The sequence below is a fragment of the Nitrospina sp. 32_T5 genome (assembly GCF_052156635.1).
Taxonomy (GTDB): Bacteria; Nitrospinota; Nitrospinia; order Nitrospinales; family Nitrospinaceae; genus Nitrospina.
This window is the reverse complement of the sequence record NZ_JBQKUO010000001.1, coordinates 647,918-663,564: the sequence shown is the minus strand read 5'-3', so window position 1 is coordinate 663,564 and position 15,647 is coordinate 647,918. Positions and strand designations below refer to the sequence as shown.

Below are 15,647 nucleotides of genomic sequence, written 5' to 3'. Positions count from 1 at the left end.
AATCTTAATTTTGAGTCCGAATATAATATTTTGATTTCATTTACCATTCTTCAAATTTGGAAAATTCCGATTCCCAATACCCTAAAAGCAGTAAGCGTTGCTAGCTCAAATAAAGCCCAATAATCAAATTATTCCAAAGCTTATTTCATGAGTAAATTGAATGAAATTTCAAAAATTAATTTAAAAACCGAATTAATTTCTTTCTTCTCTCAATTTCTAAAAATAATTGATTTATTCGATTTAAATAACAATCTTTCCTTCGATTTCAATTCTGAATTATTTAAAGACTTTGAAAAACACAAATTCCCCAATTGGAGTAAATACTATCCAATCCTTGGAAATTTTAAAAACTCCCCATTATTTGGCTTAAAGATTCCAGAAGACGAATTCAATTTAAATTTCGCGGACCATGAAGAATTTATAAATAAAAGCTCTGTTATTGGGACCCTAAAGGAATTAGGAAATCAAGATAAGCATACAGTTAAAAAAGGAGAGGATCGTTTAACCAAAAGCCAAGTGGAATTTATTCTTTCCACTTATGCGGCTTTAAATTTCTCCCTCTGCGCCGCCATTTTTGGTGAAAACCCATTAGAGCTATTTATAAAGGCCAAAAAAGGAGATAGGGAATCGATTTTAAAGGTGATTCAATTGGATAAATCCCTAATTGGTTCCAATTGGTCCATGAAGGAAATCAAAAAGGCTCAATTGTCCGGGGATCAGGAATATTTCGACCAATTATCGAAAGCTGTCAAAACCAAACCCTTCAGCCCTAAAAAGAAGAATGTTAAATTGGCTCTGGTTTTGGTGTTTGGTTGGGAAATGGGCTTGAAGGAATTAACCAATGAAGAAATATTCGATCTGGTCAAGGAATTGGGTATTTATGGGAGTGATGATCCTGGGTCTTTGCACCGGGAAATGAACAGGCTGGGGTTGAGAAAAAGGGGGAAAAAGGGCAAGTCCACCTAATCCCTATTAGGACAAAAAATCGCTTTTTTGTGTCCTAATAAAAAAATTACCTATTAGCCATAATTGGGCCACTGGTTATTCCAGTGGCTTTTTTTTATTGGAATGAAAGGCCAATAACAATTTCCGGCCGGCCTAGAGTATCTACCGGCAAAGTCGTACAGAGGGAAGCTATGGGTATTGGACAAATTACCTTGACCACGGATTTGAAGCCTAATTTATTCACCATCCGAAGCGAGGCCAGGGTCAAACCCGATAATCTGGGAATTAAGTTTTACAAGAATTTTGCCCAACTGGAATGGGCTCAAGTGTTTTGGGAGCCTCATAAATTCGGAATCTTTGGAAATCTAGCTATCCCCCATACAAAAATTAACTTTAATGCTCAGAACTTTGAGGGTTTCTATTCTTTCAAAGAATATTTGTTTCCCCTGATTAAGGGATTTGCAAAACCTGATTTGCAGGAATTCCATATTTCACGAATGGAGATTCATTCCGACATTGAGGGCTTGCCCTTAGATACCGTTTTGGCCCGATTGTGGGTTATGGGATACCGCCGGGAAAGTGTGAGTTTTTATAAGGGCAATTCTATTTATATAGGCTCCAATCCCAAAATCCGAATTTTTAACAAAGCTCAGCAAATTAAAACAAAAGCATTAAAGGGAAAACGAATTCCTGAGTTAGAAAAGGCAATGCTCAATTCCAATAAATCCATTACTCGCTTTTCAATTGAAATCAAGAATTACAAAGGAACTCTCCAAGAGTTAGCGAATGAACCAAAAGAATTGGCTTCTTATTTCGACCGTTTCAAATTCTACAATTTCGAGGAAATAGAACCGATTAATCGAATGGGTGGATTCCAAATCTTAATGTCCAAGATCAGGAGAGAACATCGGAAATCTTTAGAGCAATTCAAAGATAAGGATTTGGAAAAGCTGATTCGCAAAAACTTTTTAGATTCCCTTTTGCCCTGGTTTAAAGAACCCAAAAAGAAAAGCATCCTTTCCCAAATTGATAAAGAGTTGAAGAAAGAGATTAAGGAATTGAAAAAGGTTTTTGAGGATTGATCCGGCCATGTCCAAGGAATACATGACAGTTAAAGAGGTGGCGGCCTATCTCAGGGCCAGGCCGAAAACCATCTATTCTTGGGCAAGTGAAGGCAAGATCCCCGCCTACAAGGTCAACGGCCTGCTTTTGTTCGATAAATCGGAAATTGATGAATTCATAAGGGCAAATAAAATAAGGCCTATTAATCCTTCCAACGAAGCCAAAAAAATCCTTGGAACCCTCTACGCTTCCGGTCATAATTTTCCTGATAGTGGCCCAAAGACGCCTCGTTTAGGAAGGAAGGATTAGCATGTATAAACGAGGAAATGTCTATTGGTGCAAAATTTCGCGGCCCGGCCAAAAGCCTGTTTGCAAGAGTCTGGGAACAGACAAAAAACGGGCCAAGGCCATTGAAGGCCAGCTTCGTGCGCAAATTCACGAAGGCATGTTCTTTGACAACACAATGGGGAAAAGCATCACCGTTGCCCAATTGCTGGAAATGTATGCCGAGAGGTACGCCAGGCACAACAAAGCCCCGAAAAGTCAAAAAACCGACGAGTATCTGGGGAAACGTCTGAATGAACAGCTTGGCGAAATCTTCATTGCTGACCTGACTCCCCATCACCTTGAATGGTACATGGATCAACGGAGAAAAGCGGGCAGGTCAGAGGTAACGATTCACCATGAAATGAATCTGCTCCGGCATGCCTTTGTGTTGGCTTTGAAGCAATGGGACCTTATCAACAAAAATCCTTTTGATAAGGTCAAATTGCCCAGCGGGGTGAAAAAGCGGGTGCGCTACCTCAAGCCCGATGAAGAAAAACGGCTGTTTGAGGCATTGGAGAGCCGCGAATGGCTCCGTTCGGTGGTGATCGTTGCCAGGGAAACGGGGTTGCGGCTTTCTAATATCTGCAATCTCACTTGGAGCCAGGTTGATCTTCAAGATCGTTTCATTGAGATTGAGAAGACCAAAAACGGCAGGCCTGTTTGGATACCTCTTTCGGATGCCGCATTAAGGGAACTCAAACGGTTCCACAAAACCCGTGATCTAAAATCAGACCGGGTCTTTATAGTGGACGGTAAGGCAATTCATCGGGAATGGGTAGGATTGGCGTTTCGGCGTTTGTGCAAACGGGCCAAGGTGGAGAATTTCCGGTTTCATGACCTGCGTCATGATTTCTGTTCCCGGTTGGTTCAAGCGGGTTTGCCTCTGAATATCGTAGCAGACCTAGCAGGACATGAAGACATTTCCACCACGCAACGGTATGCACACCTAAGCCCGGAAACCAAACGCAACGCCATTGCAGTGTTAAACAGCTACAAGTCCAAGGCTACCGGGTGAACTGGCTACAATTTGGCTACAGTCCACGAAAAAGGGGCTACAGCAATTGCCGTAACCCCTTTTAAAACCAAAGTGGAGCTGGGGGGATTCGAACCCCCGACCTCTTGAGTGCGATTCAAGCGCGCTCCCAACTGCGCCACAGCCCCCTATTCCAATTTCGTGGTGGTGCAACGATTAAAATTCAAAATGACTGCGGAGCGAAAACCCGTCACCGCCAGACATAGAAACCCACGATCTTGTAGCCCGATTTCAGGAAATTTTTGGCTTCCTCTTCGGAATAGCAGTCGTTCACATCTTCCCGGCCCCATCCGCATAAAAACTTGTCCCACTTGCGCACGCTGACGTCCGGTTTGCCGTAACCTTCACCCGATTTCAAAACCTCCGGCTGGAAGTTGATGTTCTTGACGTGCCTCGACCTGCTGAGCAGTTGCAGGGCGATTTTGGCGTCTTTCGGCATGCAGTCGGGGGCGCTTTCCTTGTTGGCCTGCCACTGAAAGGCGGCGGAAACGTGCGGCTGTCCGTTTTCTTCTTTGATGTGGTACTTGAGCTTCAACGTATCCGCCAGGCAATCCGGAAATTCCTGCAGCGTATGGATGAAGACGCCTTCCTTCTCGATGGACTCCTCAGCCAAAGCGGGCGCTACAAAAAATGCGAATGCTGAGGCAAAAGCCAGAACGGTGCGGAACAATGCAGCCATAAAAAAAACTCCTTCAAGGATTGGATTTCCGGTGAAGCGGAAAACGGTTTGAATTCATACTGCCAGCGCGTCAGATGTGGTTGCGGATCATCAGTTCTTTCGGATGCGGGTTCAGGTACACCTGGTTCTGCAGGTACTCTACCTTGTGCGTGCGAACATGATGACGCACCAGGGTCACCGGGACCACCAGCGGCACGAGGCCCTGCCGGTAATCCTCAATGGTTTCCAAAATGTCCTGTTTTTCTTCACTCGACAACGCCTTTTTGAAAAACCCCAGCATGTGTTGCAGGACATCCACGTTTTTTTTGATCGTCGATTTTGCCGCCAGCGCGTCCATGAAGGTGTCGGCGTATTGGGATTTCAACTCCGCAGGCGAATGCTGTTTGGCCTCGGCCACCAGCTTTCCCAATGCGTTGTAATGTTTGCGGCTGTGCGCCAGCAAAAGAAACTTGTGCTCGGTATGAAATTTCACCAGGGCGCCGCGGGAGAAGCGTTCGCCCAGCAAATTTTGCAGGCGGTGGTAGGCGAAGACGCGGACGATGAAGTTTTCGCGGATTTTAGGATCGTGCAGGCGGCCTTCCTCTTCCACCGGAACGCGCGAACAGGTATTCACGAACGCTTCGGCGAACAGGCCGCGTCCGTTGTGGTGGACGGTGGGCGTGTCGGTGTACACCTTGATGCGGCTCAGGCCGCAACTGGGTGATTTCGATTTGAAGATGTAACCGCACAGGTCCATCTTCGCCAGTTCGTGGGACCGCATCTTCGACAGGCGGCGCATGGCGGCGGTCCAGTCGGTGCCCGTCTTCGTTCCCACCATGCGCGGCGACTCCGGGGTGCCGTGCAGGCGCACGGTTTCGCGCGGCGTGCCCATGCCCGCGTCCACCTCCGGGCAGGTCGGCACCCATTCAAAAAAATCGGCCAGTATCTCCGTCAGGTAACGGTCGCGTTTGTGATCGCCGTTCCAGCGGACGGGGTCGCCCAAAAGGCAACTGCTCACCCCGATTCGGATTTTTTCGGTTTCCGGAGATGCGGGCATGGCAAAACGCTCCTTTGAATGAATATCTATTCATTATATAGAAACTGAGGTCTTTCCCGCATGGAGAAATGCCGGCTCTCCAGGCCAGACCTGAGGAAATGGATTGTTTCTTGAATCATGTCTGCGGATCCTCGTCCTCCCCTCGCAGAGGGGTCAGTAAAAGCGGATGCCGATGGAGAGAAAATGCGCGTTGTGGCCCGCTTCCACCGCGCCCAGCTGGCCGTCGGCAATGGACAGGAATTTGTACTGGAACAAAAGCGAACCGTTGACCCCCTGCCGCATGTGGGTGGGAGCGAGCTCCAGCCCCAGCACCGCCTGCCAGGCCATCGACTGGTCGCTTCCGCGGGTGACGTTGGCAAGGAACAGGTCCTGCTTCGCCTGCCCGGCGCCGCCGCCGAAATAATAGTGGTAGGTGAACAAGCCCGTTTCGTGTTCCCAGCCCCGGCTCCGGTAGTAGGCGTTGATGAGGAGGTTGTCGATCTTCAACTGGTCGCCCTCTTCTCCCTGCGCGCCGGACAAGGAACCGATTTCCAGGGTGGTGGTGCCGACCTCGATTTCCAGAAGAAACCTTTCGTTGAACATCAGACCCAGCGCGCCGAAGAAACCCAGGCTGACGTTGTAATCCGGTTCGGCAATGGTGGCTCCGGTGCCCGGGTTTTTCAGCTTGGACCCCATCACGAAAGCGGGGTTTACGGGAAACAGGTTGAGGTAGGGGGTCACTTCCAGGGCCCACGCCCGCAGGGGAACCAGGCAGAACAGGAGAGTCAGTAGAATGTATTTGCGCACGGGGACTCCTCAAAATGAAGTCAGGACGGGCATTGTACCACCCCGCGACGCGGGGAGGAAGCGAGGCTGACGTTCAAATTCCGGTTGATTGCGCGGCGCCGGTCGCGATAATTTATGGAGTAACAGGCGTGCGCTCTTCCCGCGGTTTTGGGATGTCCCCGCGGGAAGGGCCTTTTTGTGGACATCCTCATTTTTTTGGCTGACAGCGGAAAGGCGGTGAACGATGGGACGACGGGCTGGAATCTTTTGGGCGATGGGAATGACGGCGTTGCTGTTGAATGGCGCCCTGCCGGGAACCGCCAAGGCGAATGCCCTGCCGGAGATCAAGGCCCTGCCGCTGGAGTTGGCCATCAAGGCCGGACTGGCGACCCTGGACGAGTGTTCCAAAAACAATTACCGGGTGAGCGTCGCCGTGGTGGACCGCGGCGGCAACGTGAAGGCACTGCTGCGTCATGACGGGGCCGGGGCGCACACCCCCGACAGCAGTTTCAAGAAAGCCTACACCTCTGCCAGCCTGGGCCGTCCGACCATGGAACTGGCCGAACTGCTGGTCAAAGTGCCGCGCATCCAGGCTTTAAGGGACATGAACGACAAGATCCTGATTTTAGGCGGCGGCCTGCCCATCAAATTGGACGGGCAACTGGTTGGCGGCATTGGCGTTGGGGGCGCGCCGGGGGACCAGTTCGACGAAACCTGCGCCCGGGCGGGATTGAAGGCCATCGGCGCGGAATGAGCGTTTTCGGTCGATTTTCCCCTTCTCAAGCCGGGCCGGATGGGGTAAGATACTTTCTTTCATTTTCCCGAAAACCCGTTCCAGGTATTTGTTTTATCAAGGAGAGTTTCGTTGGCTAACCACAAATCCGCACTCAAGCGGAACCGTCAGAACATCAAACGCAACGCAAGCAACACCGCCAACCGCACGCGCGTGAAGAATGAAACCAAGAGAGTGCTGGAAGCGGTCGCCAAGAAGGACAAAGACGCCGCCGAGAAAGCCCTGCACAGCGCGACCAAAACCATTTCCAGCGTCGCCAGCAAAGGCGTCCTGCACAAACGCGCCGCCTCGCGCAAAATCTCCGGCCTTGCCCGGCAGGTCAACAAACTGTCCGCTTCCGGTTGAGCCTCCCGGCTCGCCCAGGCGGATCGGTTGACGGCCCGCCACCCTCTTTATTATTTCCTTCCCGTCTATAACTCCGGGTCCGCCCGGTCGAGTGCATCACTCCGTCTTGGCGCAGAGTTTGAGGACCAGTGATTCGAGGATGCCTTCCGGCGCCTTGCCGGTGGACTTGAGTTCGATGTCCGCCTCCGACAGGCTTTGAAACCCATTGCGCAGTTGCCGCTCCGTGAAGTTGCCGGTGAAGCGGAGCGCCTGATCGACCAGAAACGGTTTCTGTCCCATCGCCTTCGCGATCTGCTGGCGCGGCACGCGTTGTTGCTGGTGGTGCTTCACTTCCCAGATCAAGCGGAACTGCCACGCGATCATACCCAGCACCTTCACCGGTTCCTCGCCGTGCGCCAGCTGGTTGCGCAGAAGACGCAACGCGCGGTCGGCGTTTTTTTCTTTCAACGCGTCGGTCAGGTCGAACACCGACTCCAGCTTGATCGCGCCCACCACCTCCGCCACCGCTGACTGCGTAAGCGTCTTGTTGCCTCCGGCGAAGGTGATCACTTTGTCCAGCTCCTGTGCCAGGATGCCCGGCTTCGGTCCGATGCGTGAAAGCAATGTCTGCGCCGCGTCGGTTTCCAGCGTGTAGCCCAGGCTCTTGGCGCGGTTCTTGATCCACATCGTCAGCTCGCCTTCTTTCGGCGCCGAGCAATCGCCCGCCCCCGGCAAGCCCGCGAGGTGTTTGTACAGCTTGCGTTTGCGGTCGGCCTTGCGCGCGGTGAGCGCGAGGCACGCGTCGGGCGCGGGGTTTTTCGTGTAGTCGATCAACGCCTGGATGTCAGCGTCGGTGAAGGACGCTTCATCTAAATTGCGCACGATGATCAGCTTGTCGCCGCCCAGGAAGGAAAACGTTTTCGCCGCCTCGATCCAGTCATTGGGATGACTCGTCTTGCCTTCGAAGGTTTCGAGGTTGAAGTCGCGGTTGTCCGGGGTGATGAGCTGGTCGGTGAGCAGGCGCAGCAGTTCGCGCGAGAAGAAATCCTCTTCGCCATAAAGAAAGTAAACCGGATGCCGTGTGCCACCGTTCAAAGCGCGGATGAGTTCCAGTGCGGTCACGGCGCAGGCTCCTTTAGAACTGGTCGATGATGAGGCTCACCAGCCGGTTGCCGAGAAGGCGGTACGCCTGCTGGAACGCCGCCTGGCGGGAGGCCTCGGCGTCGATGACGTTGATGCTCGGGCGGTAGTCCCAGCGCGTCTTGAGCGTCTGCTTGAGGTGCGTGCGGTTTTTCACCTGGTCCTTCACCACAACGTCGATGTCGATGTACACCCAGTACTCGGTGACCACGTCGCGGTCATCGAAAGCCACGGCACGGATGGAGTATGCCGTCAGCTTGCCGGTCAGCACGAGGTCGGCGTTCGCGGTGCTCTTCACCAGGCGCAGGCGTCCGTCGCGCAGGAACGACTGGCGCACACGTTCAGTGAGGTTGCGGTTGATGACCGGTTCCTGCGACACGTTGTCGAAGACGGGAATGGCGATGGTTTTCAGGTGCGGCGGCAGTTGCGACGCACCCGTGCCCGCCAGCTGGTATCCGCAGGCGGGAAGCAGGATAAGCAAGAGTAAGCTGAAAGCAGTGCGCAAGGGCATGATCGGAGCTCTAGACAACAATGTTCACCAGTTTTTTGGGGACGACGATCACCTTGCGCGGTTCCTTGCCGTTCAGCCATTCGCGGACGCGTTCGTCGCCGAGGCACTGCTGCTTGAGGTCGTCGTCGGCAATCTCCGACGGCACCGACAACTTCTGCCGTACCTTGCCGTTCACCTGCACGACGATGGTCATCTCGTCCGCCTGCATGTATTGCGTCTCGAACACCGGCCAGGCGCATTCGTGCGTCGCCTTGGAAAATTTCAACCGCGACCCCATCTCCTCCGCGACGTGCGGCGCGAACGGGCTGATGAGCAGGACGAGCGATTCCATCGCCTGCCTGAGGACGGCTTTGTGTTCGGCCGTGGCCTTTTGCGCGTTCCACCCGTCCTTGAATGTATAAAGGTGATTGACGAATTCCATCGTCGCCGCGATCGCCGTGTTGAACTGCATGCGCTTTTCAACGTCGTCCGTCACGCGCTTGATGGTCACGTGCGTCTGCCGCCGGAGTTCTTTCAACTCGTCGGGAAGCGCATCACCGCCGTTGCCCGGCTCGACGCCCTGCACGGAATCCGCAAGCTCTGCGAACAGCCGCCACACGCGTTTCAAAAACCGCGAACAGCCCTCGACGCCCTGGTCGCTCCATTCCAGATCTTTCACCGGCGGCGCGGCGAACAGGATGAACAGCCTGGCCGTGTCCGCCCCGTAACGCTCGATGATGCGGTCGGGATCGACCACGTTGCCTTTCGACTTCGACATTTTCGCGCCATCCTTGATGACCATGCCCTGCGTGAGCAGGTGCGAGAACGGTTCGTTCGACTGCACCAGCCCCAGGTCGCGGAACACGTGATGGAAGAACCGCGAGTACAGGAGATGCAGGATGGCGTGTTCGATGCCGCCGATGTATTGATCGACGGGCATCCAGTAATCGACCGCCTTCTTTTTAAACGGCGCGTCGTCGGCGTGCGGCGAAGTGTATCGGTCGAAGTACCAAGACGAGCAGATGAAGGTGTCGAGCGTGTCGGTCTCGCGTTTTGCCGGGCCGTTGCACTTCGGGCACGTGGTGTTGATGAAGCTGTCGAGCGTCTTGAGCGGCGACTGGCCGCGTTCGCCCAGTTGCGCATCGAGTGGCAACTCGACGGGGAGCTGATCGTATGGCACCGGCACCGTGCCGCAGGCGTCGCAGAACACCATCGGCACCGGCGTGCCCCAGTAGCGTTGCCGCGACACGCCCCAGTCGCGCAGTCGGTAATTGATGGTGCGTTCGCCGATGCTCTTGGTTTTCAGGTAGTCGCATACCTTGAGCCGCGCTTCTTCGCCGACGAGGCCGTCGAAGCCGCCGGACTGGATCATCGGTCCCTCTTCCGTAAACGCTTCTTTCAGGTGCGCCGGGTCGCGGGTGCCCTCGGGCGGTTCGATGACGACGCGGATGTTGAGGTCGTATTTTCTGGCGAACTCGAAGTCGCGCTGGTCGTGCGCCGGGACGGACATGATCGCGCCGGTGCCGTAATCCATGAGCACGAAGTTGGCCGACCACACCGGGATGGACTCGCCGTTCACCGGGTTCATGGCGTACGCGCCGGTGAACACCCCCAGCTTGTCGCCGCCCTCGGCGGTGCGGGCGATGGTGTCCTGGCTCTGCACCTTCTTGATGAAGTCATCGACGGCCTGTTCCTGTTCCGTGCCGCGCGACAGTTTTTTGGTGAGCGGGTGTTCGGGCGCCAGCACCATGAACGTCGCGCCCCACAGCGTGTCCGGCCGCGTGGTGAAAATGCGGATGGTCTCCTTCGCGCCTTTCACCGCAAAGTCCACCTCTGCGCCGTAGCTCTTGCCGATCCAGTTGGTCTGCATCGCCAGCACCTGTTCCGGCCAGCCGCCTTCCAGCTCCCTGCATCCTTCCAGCAGGCGGTCGGCGTATTCGGTGATTTTGAAGAACCAGCCTTCCTGTTCCTTTTTGATGACCACGTTGTCGCAACGCCAGCAGCGGTCGTCGATGACCTGCTCGTTGGCGAGCACCGTCTGGCACGACTCGCACCAGTTGACGGTCGAGTTCTTGCGGTACACCAGGCCGCGTTCGTGGAATTTCAGGAAGCACCACTGGTTCCATTTGTAGTAATCCGGTTTGCACGTCGCCACCTCGCGGGTCCAGTCGTAGCTGAGGCCCAGCCGCTTCAGCTGCGTGCGCATGGTGTCGATGTTCTCGAACGTCCACTTGGCGGGGTGCGACTTGTGCTGGATGGCGGCGTTTTCCGCGGGCATGCCGAAGGAGTCCCAGCCGATGGGGTGCAGGACGTTGTAGCCCTTCATCATCTTGAAGCGGGCGAGGGCGTCGCCGATGGTGTAGTTGCGCACGTGGCCCATGTGGATGCGCCCGGAAGGGTAGGGGAACATCTCGAGGAGGTAGTACTTTTCTTTCGACGGGTCCTCGGTGACGGAGAACGACCGGTTTTTTTCCCAGTGCTCCTGCCAGCGCGCTTCAATGGCTTTGTGATCGTATTCCTGCATGGTCGGGATGGGTCCTCGTGGAGAAAAAGGTGGATCGAATCAGAAACCCGTATAGTAACCAAAACCGCCCGCCGTTTCCACCCGGACCCGGCCAGGAGCGAATAACATAATTAACCACAGATACACACAGAGGAACACGGATAAGAACACAAGTGGATGGACTCCCCCTTCTCCGAAGGGGGCTGGGGGGCTTATACCGTTTCGGTTTGTCACCTTGAGCGCAAGCGAAAGGTGACTTTTGGATGAGATTGGAAAAAGCATCGAGATCCCTCACTGTGTTCGGGATTACAGGAGAAGAAGCCCCCTAACCCCCTTTACAAGGGGGGACCGATCGATCTCCCGTCTGCGTTTTTATCCGTATTCATCGGAGGGGTAGAGGGTGCGCGCGGAATCCGCAGCACGGCCAAATGGAATTTCGTCCGTAGACGCTTTACAATGGAGGGCATGACGGAACTGTCCGGGGCCATCATCGTCGTCTTCTGCCTGTACGTCCTGCTGATGCTCGCCATCGGCTGGGTGACCTCGCGCTACCAGACCTCCGCGTCGCATTACTTCCTGGGTGACCGCTCACTGAAAGCGTGGGTGACGGCGGTGTCCTCCACCGCCTCGTCGGAGAGCGCGTGGGCGGTGCTGGGCACGGTGGGCCTGGCGTACAAGGACGGCCTCGCCGCACTGTGGTTCCTGCCCGGCTGCCTGCTCGGGTACGCGCTCAACTGGTTCTTCCTCGCCGAGCGCCTGCGCCAGCACTCGCTCGACAGCGGCGCCATCACCCTCCCCGATTATTTCGAATACCACTTTCACGACAAGACCCGCGTGCTGCGCATGCTGTCTGTGGGCATCATCTTCTTCAGCATGATGGCGTACGTGGCGGCGCAGTTCACCGGCATCGGCAAAACCTTCGACGCCATCTTCGGCATCCCGCACTACGTGAGCATTCCCGTCGGCGGTGCGATCATCATCGTCTATACCATGATGGGCGGCTTTCTCGCGGTGGCGTGGACCGACTTCGTGCAGGGACTCATCATGGTGGCGGGCCTGGTGGTGCTGGCGGTCGTCGGGTTCGTGCATCTTGGCGGATTCTCCGGCGTCGCCGAGCAGGTGAACGCCGCCTCGCCGGAAACCCTGCAATGGATGGGCGGCAAACCCACCGCGGTGTTCTTCGGCTCGATGATCGGGCTGTTGGGCATCGGCCTCGGCTACCCCGGCCAGCCGCAGGTGTTGAACCGGTACATGGCGGCGAAGGACAGAAAAGTCATCGAGACCGGCGTGTGGATTGCCCTGGGCTGGGGATTCCTCGTTTACGGCTCGGCGATCCTTTTGGGCATCTGCGGCAACGCGCTGTACCCCACGCTGGACGACCCCGAGCACCTGTTCCCGCGCGCCGCGACCGACCTGTTGCCGACGGGCCTCACCGCCGTGGTGCTGACCGGGGTGATGGCCGCCATCATGTCTACCGTTTCGGCGCTCATCATCGTCGCCACTTCATCCGTGGCGCACGACGTGTACTCGAAGATGATCAACCCCAACCTCAGTCATCAGCAGATCGTGCGCATCAGCCGTTACACTGTGCTGGTGCTGGGCATCGGCGCCATGTTGATTTCGCTGATGGAGACGCGTGTGATTTTCTGGTTCGTGCTCTTGGCGTGGTCGGCGCTGGGATCGAGCTTCGGCCCGGTTATTTTGTTTTCGCTGTACTGGAAAGGGGTGACGCGCGAGGGGGCGATCGCCGGCATGGTGACGGGCTTTGTCACCACCGTCGTCTGGTACCACAGCGGCATGAAGGATGTGCTGTACGAAATGATCCCCGCCTTCACTTTGGCGACCCTAGCTGTCTGGCTGGTCAGCAAATACACGGCAAGGCAATCGACTGCCGTAAGCGTTCCCACTCCTTCGCACGAAGAGTAGAACAGAACGCGTATTTCATTCCGCCCCATCCAACGCTCTTAAAATCAATGCTGCCATTTCGCGGGAGGCGCCTTTTTTTTCTTTCACCAGGGTCACGGCTTTTTCCGTGAGCCGCGCGTGCAGGGTGTCTTCCTCGAACAGTTCGGTGATGCGTTTGGCCATGGCGTCGGCGTCGGCGACTTCGATGGCGATGCCGAGCGTCCCCAGTTCGTCCGCCGAGTGCTGCACGTTTTCGACATGGGGTCCGTGCAGAACGACCTTCCCTTGCGCCGCCGGTTCGATGAGGCTGTGCCCGCCGCCCGGCGCGATGAGGCTGCGTCCGACGAATGTCACGTCGGCCACGGCGTACAGTTTCGCCAGCTCGCCCATGGTGTCGAGCACGATGACGTCGCGGCCGTGGGAGTCGTCCGGCTTCAATTCGCTTTTGCGGACGGCGTTCAGCCCGCGCGCCTCGATCAGTCCCATCACCTCGCCCACCCGTTCCAGTCGGCGCGGTGCGAGCACCAGCGTCAGCTTGGGGAAGCGCACGCGCAGTTGTTCGTAGGAGTCGAGCACGATGGCCTCTTCGCCCGGATGCGTGCTCCCCGCCACCCACACCGGGTGACTGGCCGGGATGCGCAACGCTTCGCGCAGGCGGAAGCCTTCCGGCTCGCCGACGGGTTTCAGTCCGTCGTACTTGGTGTCGCCCACCACGCGCAGAATCTCCGGCCTGGCGCCGAGGCTCACCATCGCCTGCCGCCCCGCCTCGCTCTGCATGCAGATGAGGTCGAAGCGGTTGAGCAGTCCCCGCACCCAAGGTTTAACGAAGCCGTAGCACTTGAGCGATTTCTCCGACAACCGTCCGTTGAACAGCACCTGCGGGATGCCGCGCGTTTTCAGCAGGTAGATCATGCCCGGCCAGAAGCCGGTGTCGGTGAGCACGTAGAGGTCGGGGCGGATGCGTGCCAGCGCCAGATTGAGAAACGGCCAGCAGTCGAGCGGATGAAAAAAGATCGTGCGCGCGAACGGAATCTGGCGGCACGCGCCGTCGTAACCGGAGTCGGTGGTGACGGACACGACGATGTCGAGGTCCGGCCGGTCCTCGTGCAGTCGGCGCAGCACCGGCGCGGCGGCGTTGACTTCGCCGAATGACAGCGCCTGCACCCAGACGAGCGGCCGTCCTTCCTTGCGTTTCACGCTCGGCACGTAGCCGAAGTGGTGACCCAACCCGCGCGTTTTTTTGCCGTTGATGATGCAGTAGAAAAAAAACAGCGGCAGGACGAGGACGGCGGCGAGAGTCGACAGGGTATGATAGAGAAGGGGCATAAGGAGTCCGGTCACTCGGTTTTGGGCGCGAGCAGTTGTTCGAGGATGCGCAGGTTCGCGTCCAGCGCGCCGCGGTTTTTTTCGACGGTCTCGCGAGCCAGCCGGCCGCGCAGTTCGATGTCTTCTGGTTGTTCCAGCAGATTGCGCAGTACGGGGTAAAGCTCCTCTTCGCCCATCAGCTGGATGCCGCCGCCGGACTCCACCAGCAGGCGCGCTTCTTCTTTGAAGTTGTCCATGTGCGGACCGAACACCACCGGCACGCCGTGCAGGGCGGGTTCGAGGATATTTTGCCCGCCGAACTCCGGCGTGAACCCGCCGCCGACAAACGCCAGCCGGCTCTGCCGGTAAAAGTCGTTGAGGTGGCCGATCTCATCGACCAGCACGATGGTGGTGTCGTCGTCCGGCTGCCCGTCCAGTTCACTGAACCGCTTGTAGGCCAGGCCGCGGTTGAGGAGCATCGCCTCCACTTCGTCACAGCGCTGGGGATGCCGCGGCGCGAGGACAAACCGCTTCGGTGCGTCGGTCACTTCCTGCATGATGCGGGTGATGACGTCGAGGATGGGCGGCTCGTCGCCGGGTCGCGTCGAGCCGAACACGATGAGGGCACGGTCTTCCGTTGTCGTGTCATCCGCCTTGCTATCCGGCAGGGCGTCGAATTTCATGTTGCCGGTCGTGTCCACCCGCGCCTCGGGGATGCCCAGGCCGAGCAGGCGGTTCGTGTCTTCCTGGGAGCGCATGGCGAAGCGCTGTATGCCTGCGACCATCCAGCGGAACAGCGGGGCGATCTGCCGGTAACGCCTTGCGGACTTGCGCGACATGCGTCCGTTGACCAGCAGGACCGGCACCTCGCGCGCCGCGCACTGGTGCAGGAGCCCCGGCCAGAACTCCGCTTCGATCAGCACCAGCAGGGCCGGTTGCAAACGGTCGAGCACCCCGGCGGTGAGCCAGAACAGATCCGGCGGCAGGCGGAACACCGGGCAGAGATCGAACTCCAGCGCCTGCCGGTAGCCCGTGGGTGTGAACGTGGAGAGCACCACCTGGTGATGCGGAAAGCGTTGCAGAAGGCCGCGGATCAACACCCGCGCCACCCGCACCTCACCTACCGAAGACGCGTGCACCCAAAGGGTGTCTTTGCAGGCGGGCAGGGATTTCCAGTTGGTCCAGCGCTCACGCATTTCATCGCGGAAGTCGGTGTTGAACGCCATCCGCACCAGAACGAAAGGCGAAACCGCCACAAACATGAGCCCTGTGATAAGATGATAGATCACGATCATGGCTTTGATTATAAACCAGATACAGGCGTTTTGGGGACACGCCGG

General features: G+C 56.5%; 15 protein-coding genes and 1 tRNA gene. 7 read left to right on the top strand and 9 right to left on the bottom strand.

Going from position 1 to position 15,647, the window contains the following annotated elements:
* Positions 1–147: 147 nt before the first annotated feature.
* The 4 genes from ACTRW9_RS03080 (at position 148) to ACTRW9_RS03065 (ending at position 3,349) form a co-directional block, all read left to right on the top strand.
* Positions 148–966 carry a hypothetical protein gene (locus tag ACTRW9_RS03080; protein ID WP_442428249.1) on the top strand — a complete coding sequence of 273 codons (819 nt, stop codon included), beginning with the start codon at positions 148–150 and terminating at the stop codon, positions 964–966.
* Positions 967–1,136: 170 nt separating this feature from the next.
* Positions 1,137–2,027: a hypothetical protein gene (locus tag ACTRW9_RS03075; RefSeq protein WP_442428248.1), complete on the top strand. Its 891-nt coding sequence runs from the start codon at positions 1,137–1,139 to the stop codon at positions 2,025–2,027.
* 7 nt (positions 2,028–2,034) lie between these two features.
* Complete coding sequence (locus tag ACTRW9_RS03070; RefSeq protein ID WP_442428247.1) at positions 2,035–2,316, top strand: helix-turn-helix domain-containing protein; 282 nt, start codon at positions 2,035–2,037, stop codon at positions 2,314–2,316.
* A gap of 1 nt (position 2,317) precedes the next feature.
* Positions 2,318–3,349, top strand: a complete 1,032-nt coding sequence (locus ACTRW9_RS03065) for a tyrosine-type recombinase/integrase (protein ID WP_442428246.1) — start codon at positions 2,318–2,320, stop codon at positions 3,347–3,349.
* Between the two features lie 73 nt (positions 3,350–3,422).
* Here ACTRW9_RS03065 and ACTRW9_RS03060 read toward each other — a convergent pair.
* The 4 genes from ACTRW9_RS03060 to ACTRW9_RS03045 all read right to left on the bottom strand — a co-directional run bounded on the left by ACTRW9_RS03060 (position 3,423) and on the right by ACTRW9_RS03045 (position 5,868).
* Positions 3,423–3,495 (bottom strand) — tRNA-Ala (locus ACTRW9_RS03060).
* A 62-nt stretch (positions 3,496–3,557) separates the two neighbouring features.
* The gene (locus ACTRW9_RS03055; RefSeq protein WP_442428245.1) at positions 3,558–4,046 is read right to left on the bottom strand and encodes a hypothetical protein; all 489 of its coding nucleotides are present in this window, start codon (positions 4,044–4,046) and stop codon (positions 3,558–3,560) included.
* Between the two features lie 70 nt (positions 4,047–4,116).
* Positions 4,117–5,082: a YbgA family protein gene (locus ACTRW9_RS03050; RefSeq protein ID WP_442428244.1), complete on the bottom strand. Its 966-nt coding sequence runs from the start codon at positions 5,080–5,082 to the stop codon at positions 4,117–4,119.
* Positions 5,083–5,235: 153 nt separating this feature from the next.
* Complete coding sequence (locus ACTRW9_RS03045) at positions 5,236–5,868, bottom strand: hypothetical protein (protein ID WP_442428243.1); 633 nt, start codon at positions 5,866–5,868, stop codon at positions 5,236–5,238.
* 253 nt (positions 5,869–6,121) lie between these two features.
* Between ACTRW9_RS03045 and ACTRW9_RS03040 the strand changes: the two genes are divergently transcribed.
* The gene (locus ACTRW9_RS03040) at positions 6,122–6,601 is read left to right on the top strand and encodes a GlcG/HbpS family heme-binding protein (RefSeq protein WP_442427523.1); all 480 of its coding nucleotides are present in this window, start codon (positions 6,122–6,124) and stop codon (positions 6,599–6,601) included.
* 111 nt (positions 6,602–6,712) lie between these two features.
* Complete coding sequence (gene rpsT, locus ACTRW9_RS03035) at positions 6,713–6,985, top strand: 30S ribosomal protein S20 (RefSeq protein WP_442427504.1); 273 nt, start codon at positions 6,713–6,715, stop codon at positions 6,983–6,985.
* Positions 6,986–7,081: 96 nt separating this feature from the next.
* On the opposite strand, the gene holA is transcribed toward rpsT, so the two are convergent.
* The 3 genes from holA to leuS are packed head-to-tail and all read right to left on the bottom strand — an operon-like array spanning position 7,082 to position 11,118.
* A complete protein-coding gene (gene holA, locus ACTRW9_RS03030) occupies positions 7,082–8,086 on the bottom strand; it encodes a DNA polymerase III subunit delta (RefSeq protein WP_442428242.1) in 1,005 nt (334 codons plus the stop codon).
* A 13-nt stretch (positions 8,087–8,099) separates the two neighbouring features.
* The gene (gene lptE, locus ACTRW9_RS03025) at positions 8,100–8,615 is read right to left on the bottom strand and encodes an LPS assembly lipoprotein LptE (RefSeq protein WP_442428241.1); all 516 of its coding nucleotides are present in this window, start codon (positions 8,613–8,615) and stop codon (positions 8,100–8,102) included.
* Positions 8,616–8,625: 10 nt separating this feature from the next.
* Complete coding sequence (gene leuS / locus ACTRW9_RS03020) at positions 8,626–11,118, bottom strand: leucine--tRNA ligase (protein WP_442428240.1); 2,493 nt, start codon at positions 11,116–11,118, stop codon at positions 8,626–8,628.
* A 444-nt stretch (positions 11,119–11,562) separates the two neighbouring features.
* Between leuS and ACTRW9_RS03015 the strand changes: the two genes are divergently transcribed.
* Positions 11,563–13,023, top strand: coding sequence for a sodium/proline symporter (locus tag ACTRW9_RS03015; RefSeq protein WP_442428239.1), 1,461 nt, complete (start codon positions 11,563–11,565; stop codon positions 13,021–13,023).
* A gap of 15 nt (positions 13,024–13,038) precedes the next feature.
* Here the strand turns inward: ACTRW9_RS03015 and ACTRW9_RS03010 are convergent, their stop codons facing one another.
* Positions 13,039–14,328 (bottom strand): 3-deoxy-D-manno-octulosonic acid transferase, encoded by a 1,290-nt coding sequence (locus ACTRW9_RS03010; RefSeq protein ID WP_442428238.1) that lies wholly within the window; start codon positions 14,326–14,328, stop codon positions 13,039–13,041.
* 11 nt (positions 14,329–14,339) lie between these two features.
* Complete coding sequence (locus ACTRW9_RS03005) at positions 14,340–15,602, bottom strand: 3-deoxy-D-manno-octulosonic acid transferase (RefSeq protein WP_442428237.1); 1,263 nt, start codon at positions 15,600–15,602, stop codon at positions 14,340–14,342.
* Between the last annotated feature and the right edge of the window lie 45 nt (positions 15,603–15,647).

What these genes read in the sequence shown, in the direction of transcription:
- ACTRW9_RS03080 (WP_442428249.1), top strand. Translation starts at nt 148, where the DNA reads ATGAGTAAATTGAATGAAATTTCAAAAATTAATTTAAAAACCGAATTA.
- ACTRW9_RS03075 (WP_442428248.1), top strand. Translation starts at nt 1,137, where the DNA reads ATGGGTATTGGACAAATTACCTTGACCACGGATTTGAAGCCTAATTTA.
- ACTRW9_RS03070 (WP_442428247.1), top strand. Translation starts at nt 2,035, where the DNA reads ATGTCCAAGGAATACATGACAGTTAAAGAGGTGGCGGCCTATCTCAGG.
- ACTRW9_RS03065 (WP_442428246.1), top strand. Translation starts at nt 2,318, where the DNA reads ATGTATAAACGAGGAAATGTCTATTGGTGCAAAATTTCGCGGCCCGGC.
- ACTRW9_RS03055 (WP_442428245.1), bottom strand. Translation starts at nt 4,046, where the DNA reads ATGGCTGCATTGTTCCGCACCGTTCTGGCTTTTGCCTCAGCATTCGCA.
- ACTRW9_RS03050 (WP_442428244.1), bottom strand. Translation starts at nt 5,082, where the DNA reads ATGCCCGCATCTCCGGAAACCGAAAAAATCCGAATCGGGGTGAGCAGT.
- ACTRW9_RS03040 (WP_442427523.1), top strand. Translation starts at nt 6,122, where the DNA reads ATGGGAATGACGGCGTTGCTGTTGAATGGCGCCCTGCCGGGAACCGCC.
- lptE (WP_442428241.1), bottom strand. Translation starts at nt 8,615, where the DNA reads ATGCCCTTGCGCACTGCTTTCAGCTTACTCTTGCTTATCCTGCTTCCC.
- leuS (WP_442428240.1), bottom strand. Translation starts at nt 11,118, where the DNA reads ATGCAGGAATACGATCACAAAGCCATTGAAGCGCGCTGGCAGGAGCAC.
- ACTRW9_RS03015 (WP_442428239.1), top strand. Translation starts at nt 11,563, where the DNA reads ATGACGGAACTGTCCGGGGCCATCATCGTCGTCTTCTGCCTGTACGTC.
- ACTRW9_RS03010 (WP_442428238.1), bottom strand. Translation starts at nt 14,328, where the DNA reads ATGCCCCTTCTCTATCATACCCTGTCGACTCTCGCCGCCGTCCTCGTC.
- ACTRW9_RS03005 (WP_442428237.1), bottom strand. Translation starts at nt 15,602, where the DNA reads ATGATCGTGATCTATCATCTTATCACAGGGCTCATGTTTGTGGCGGTT.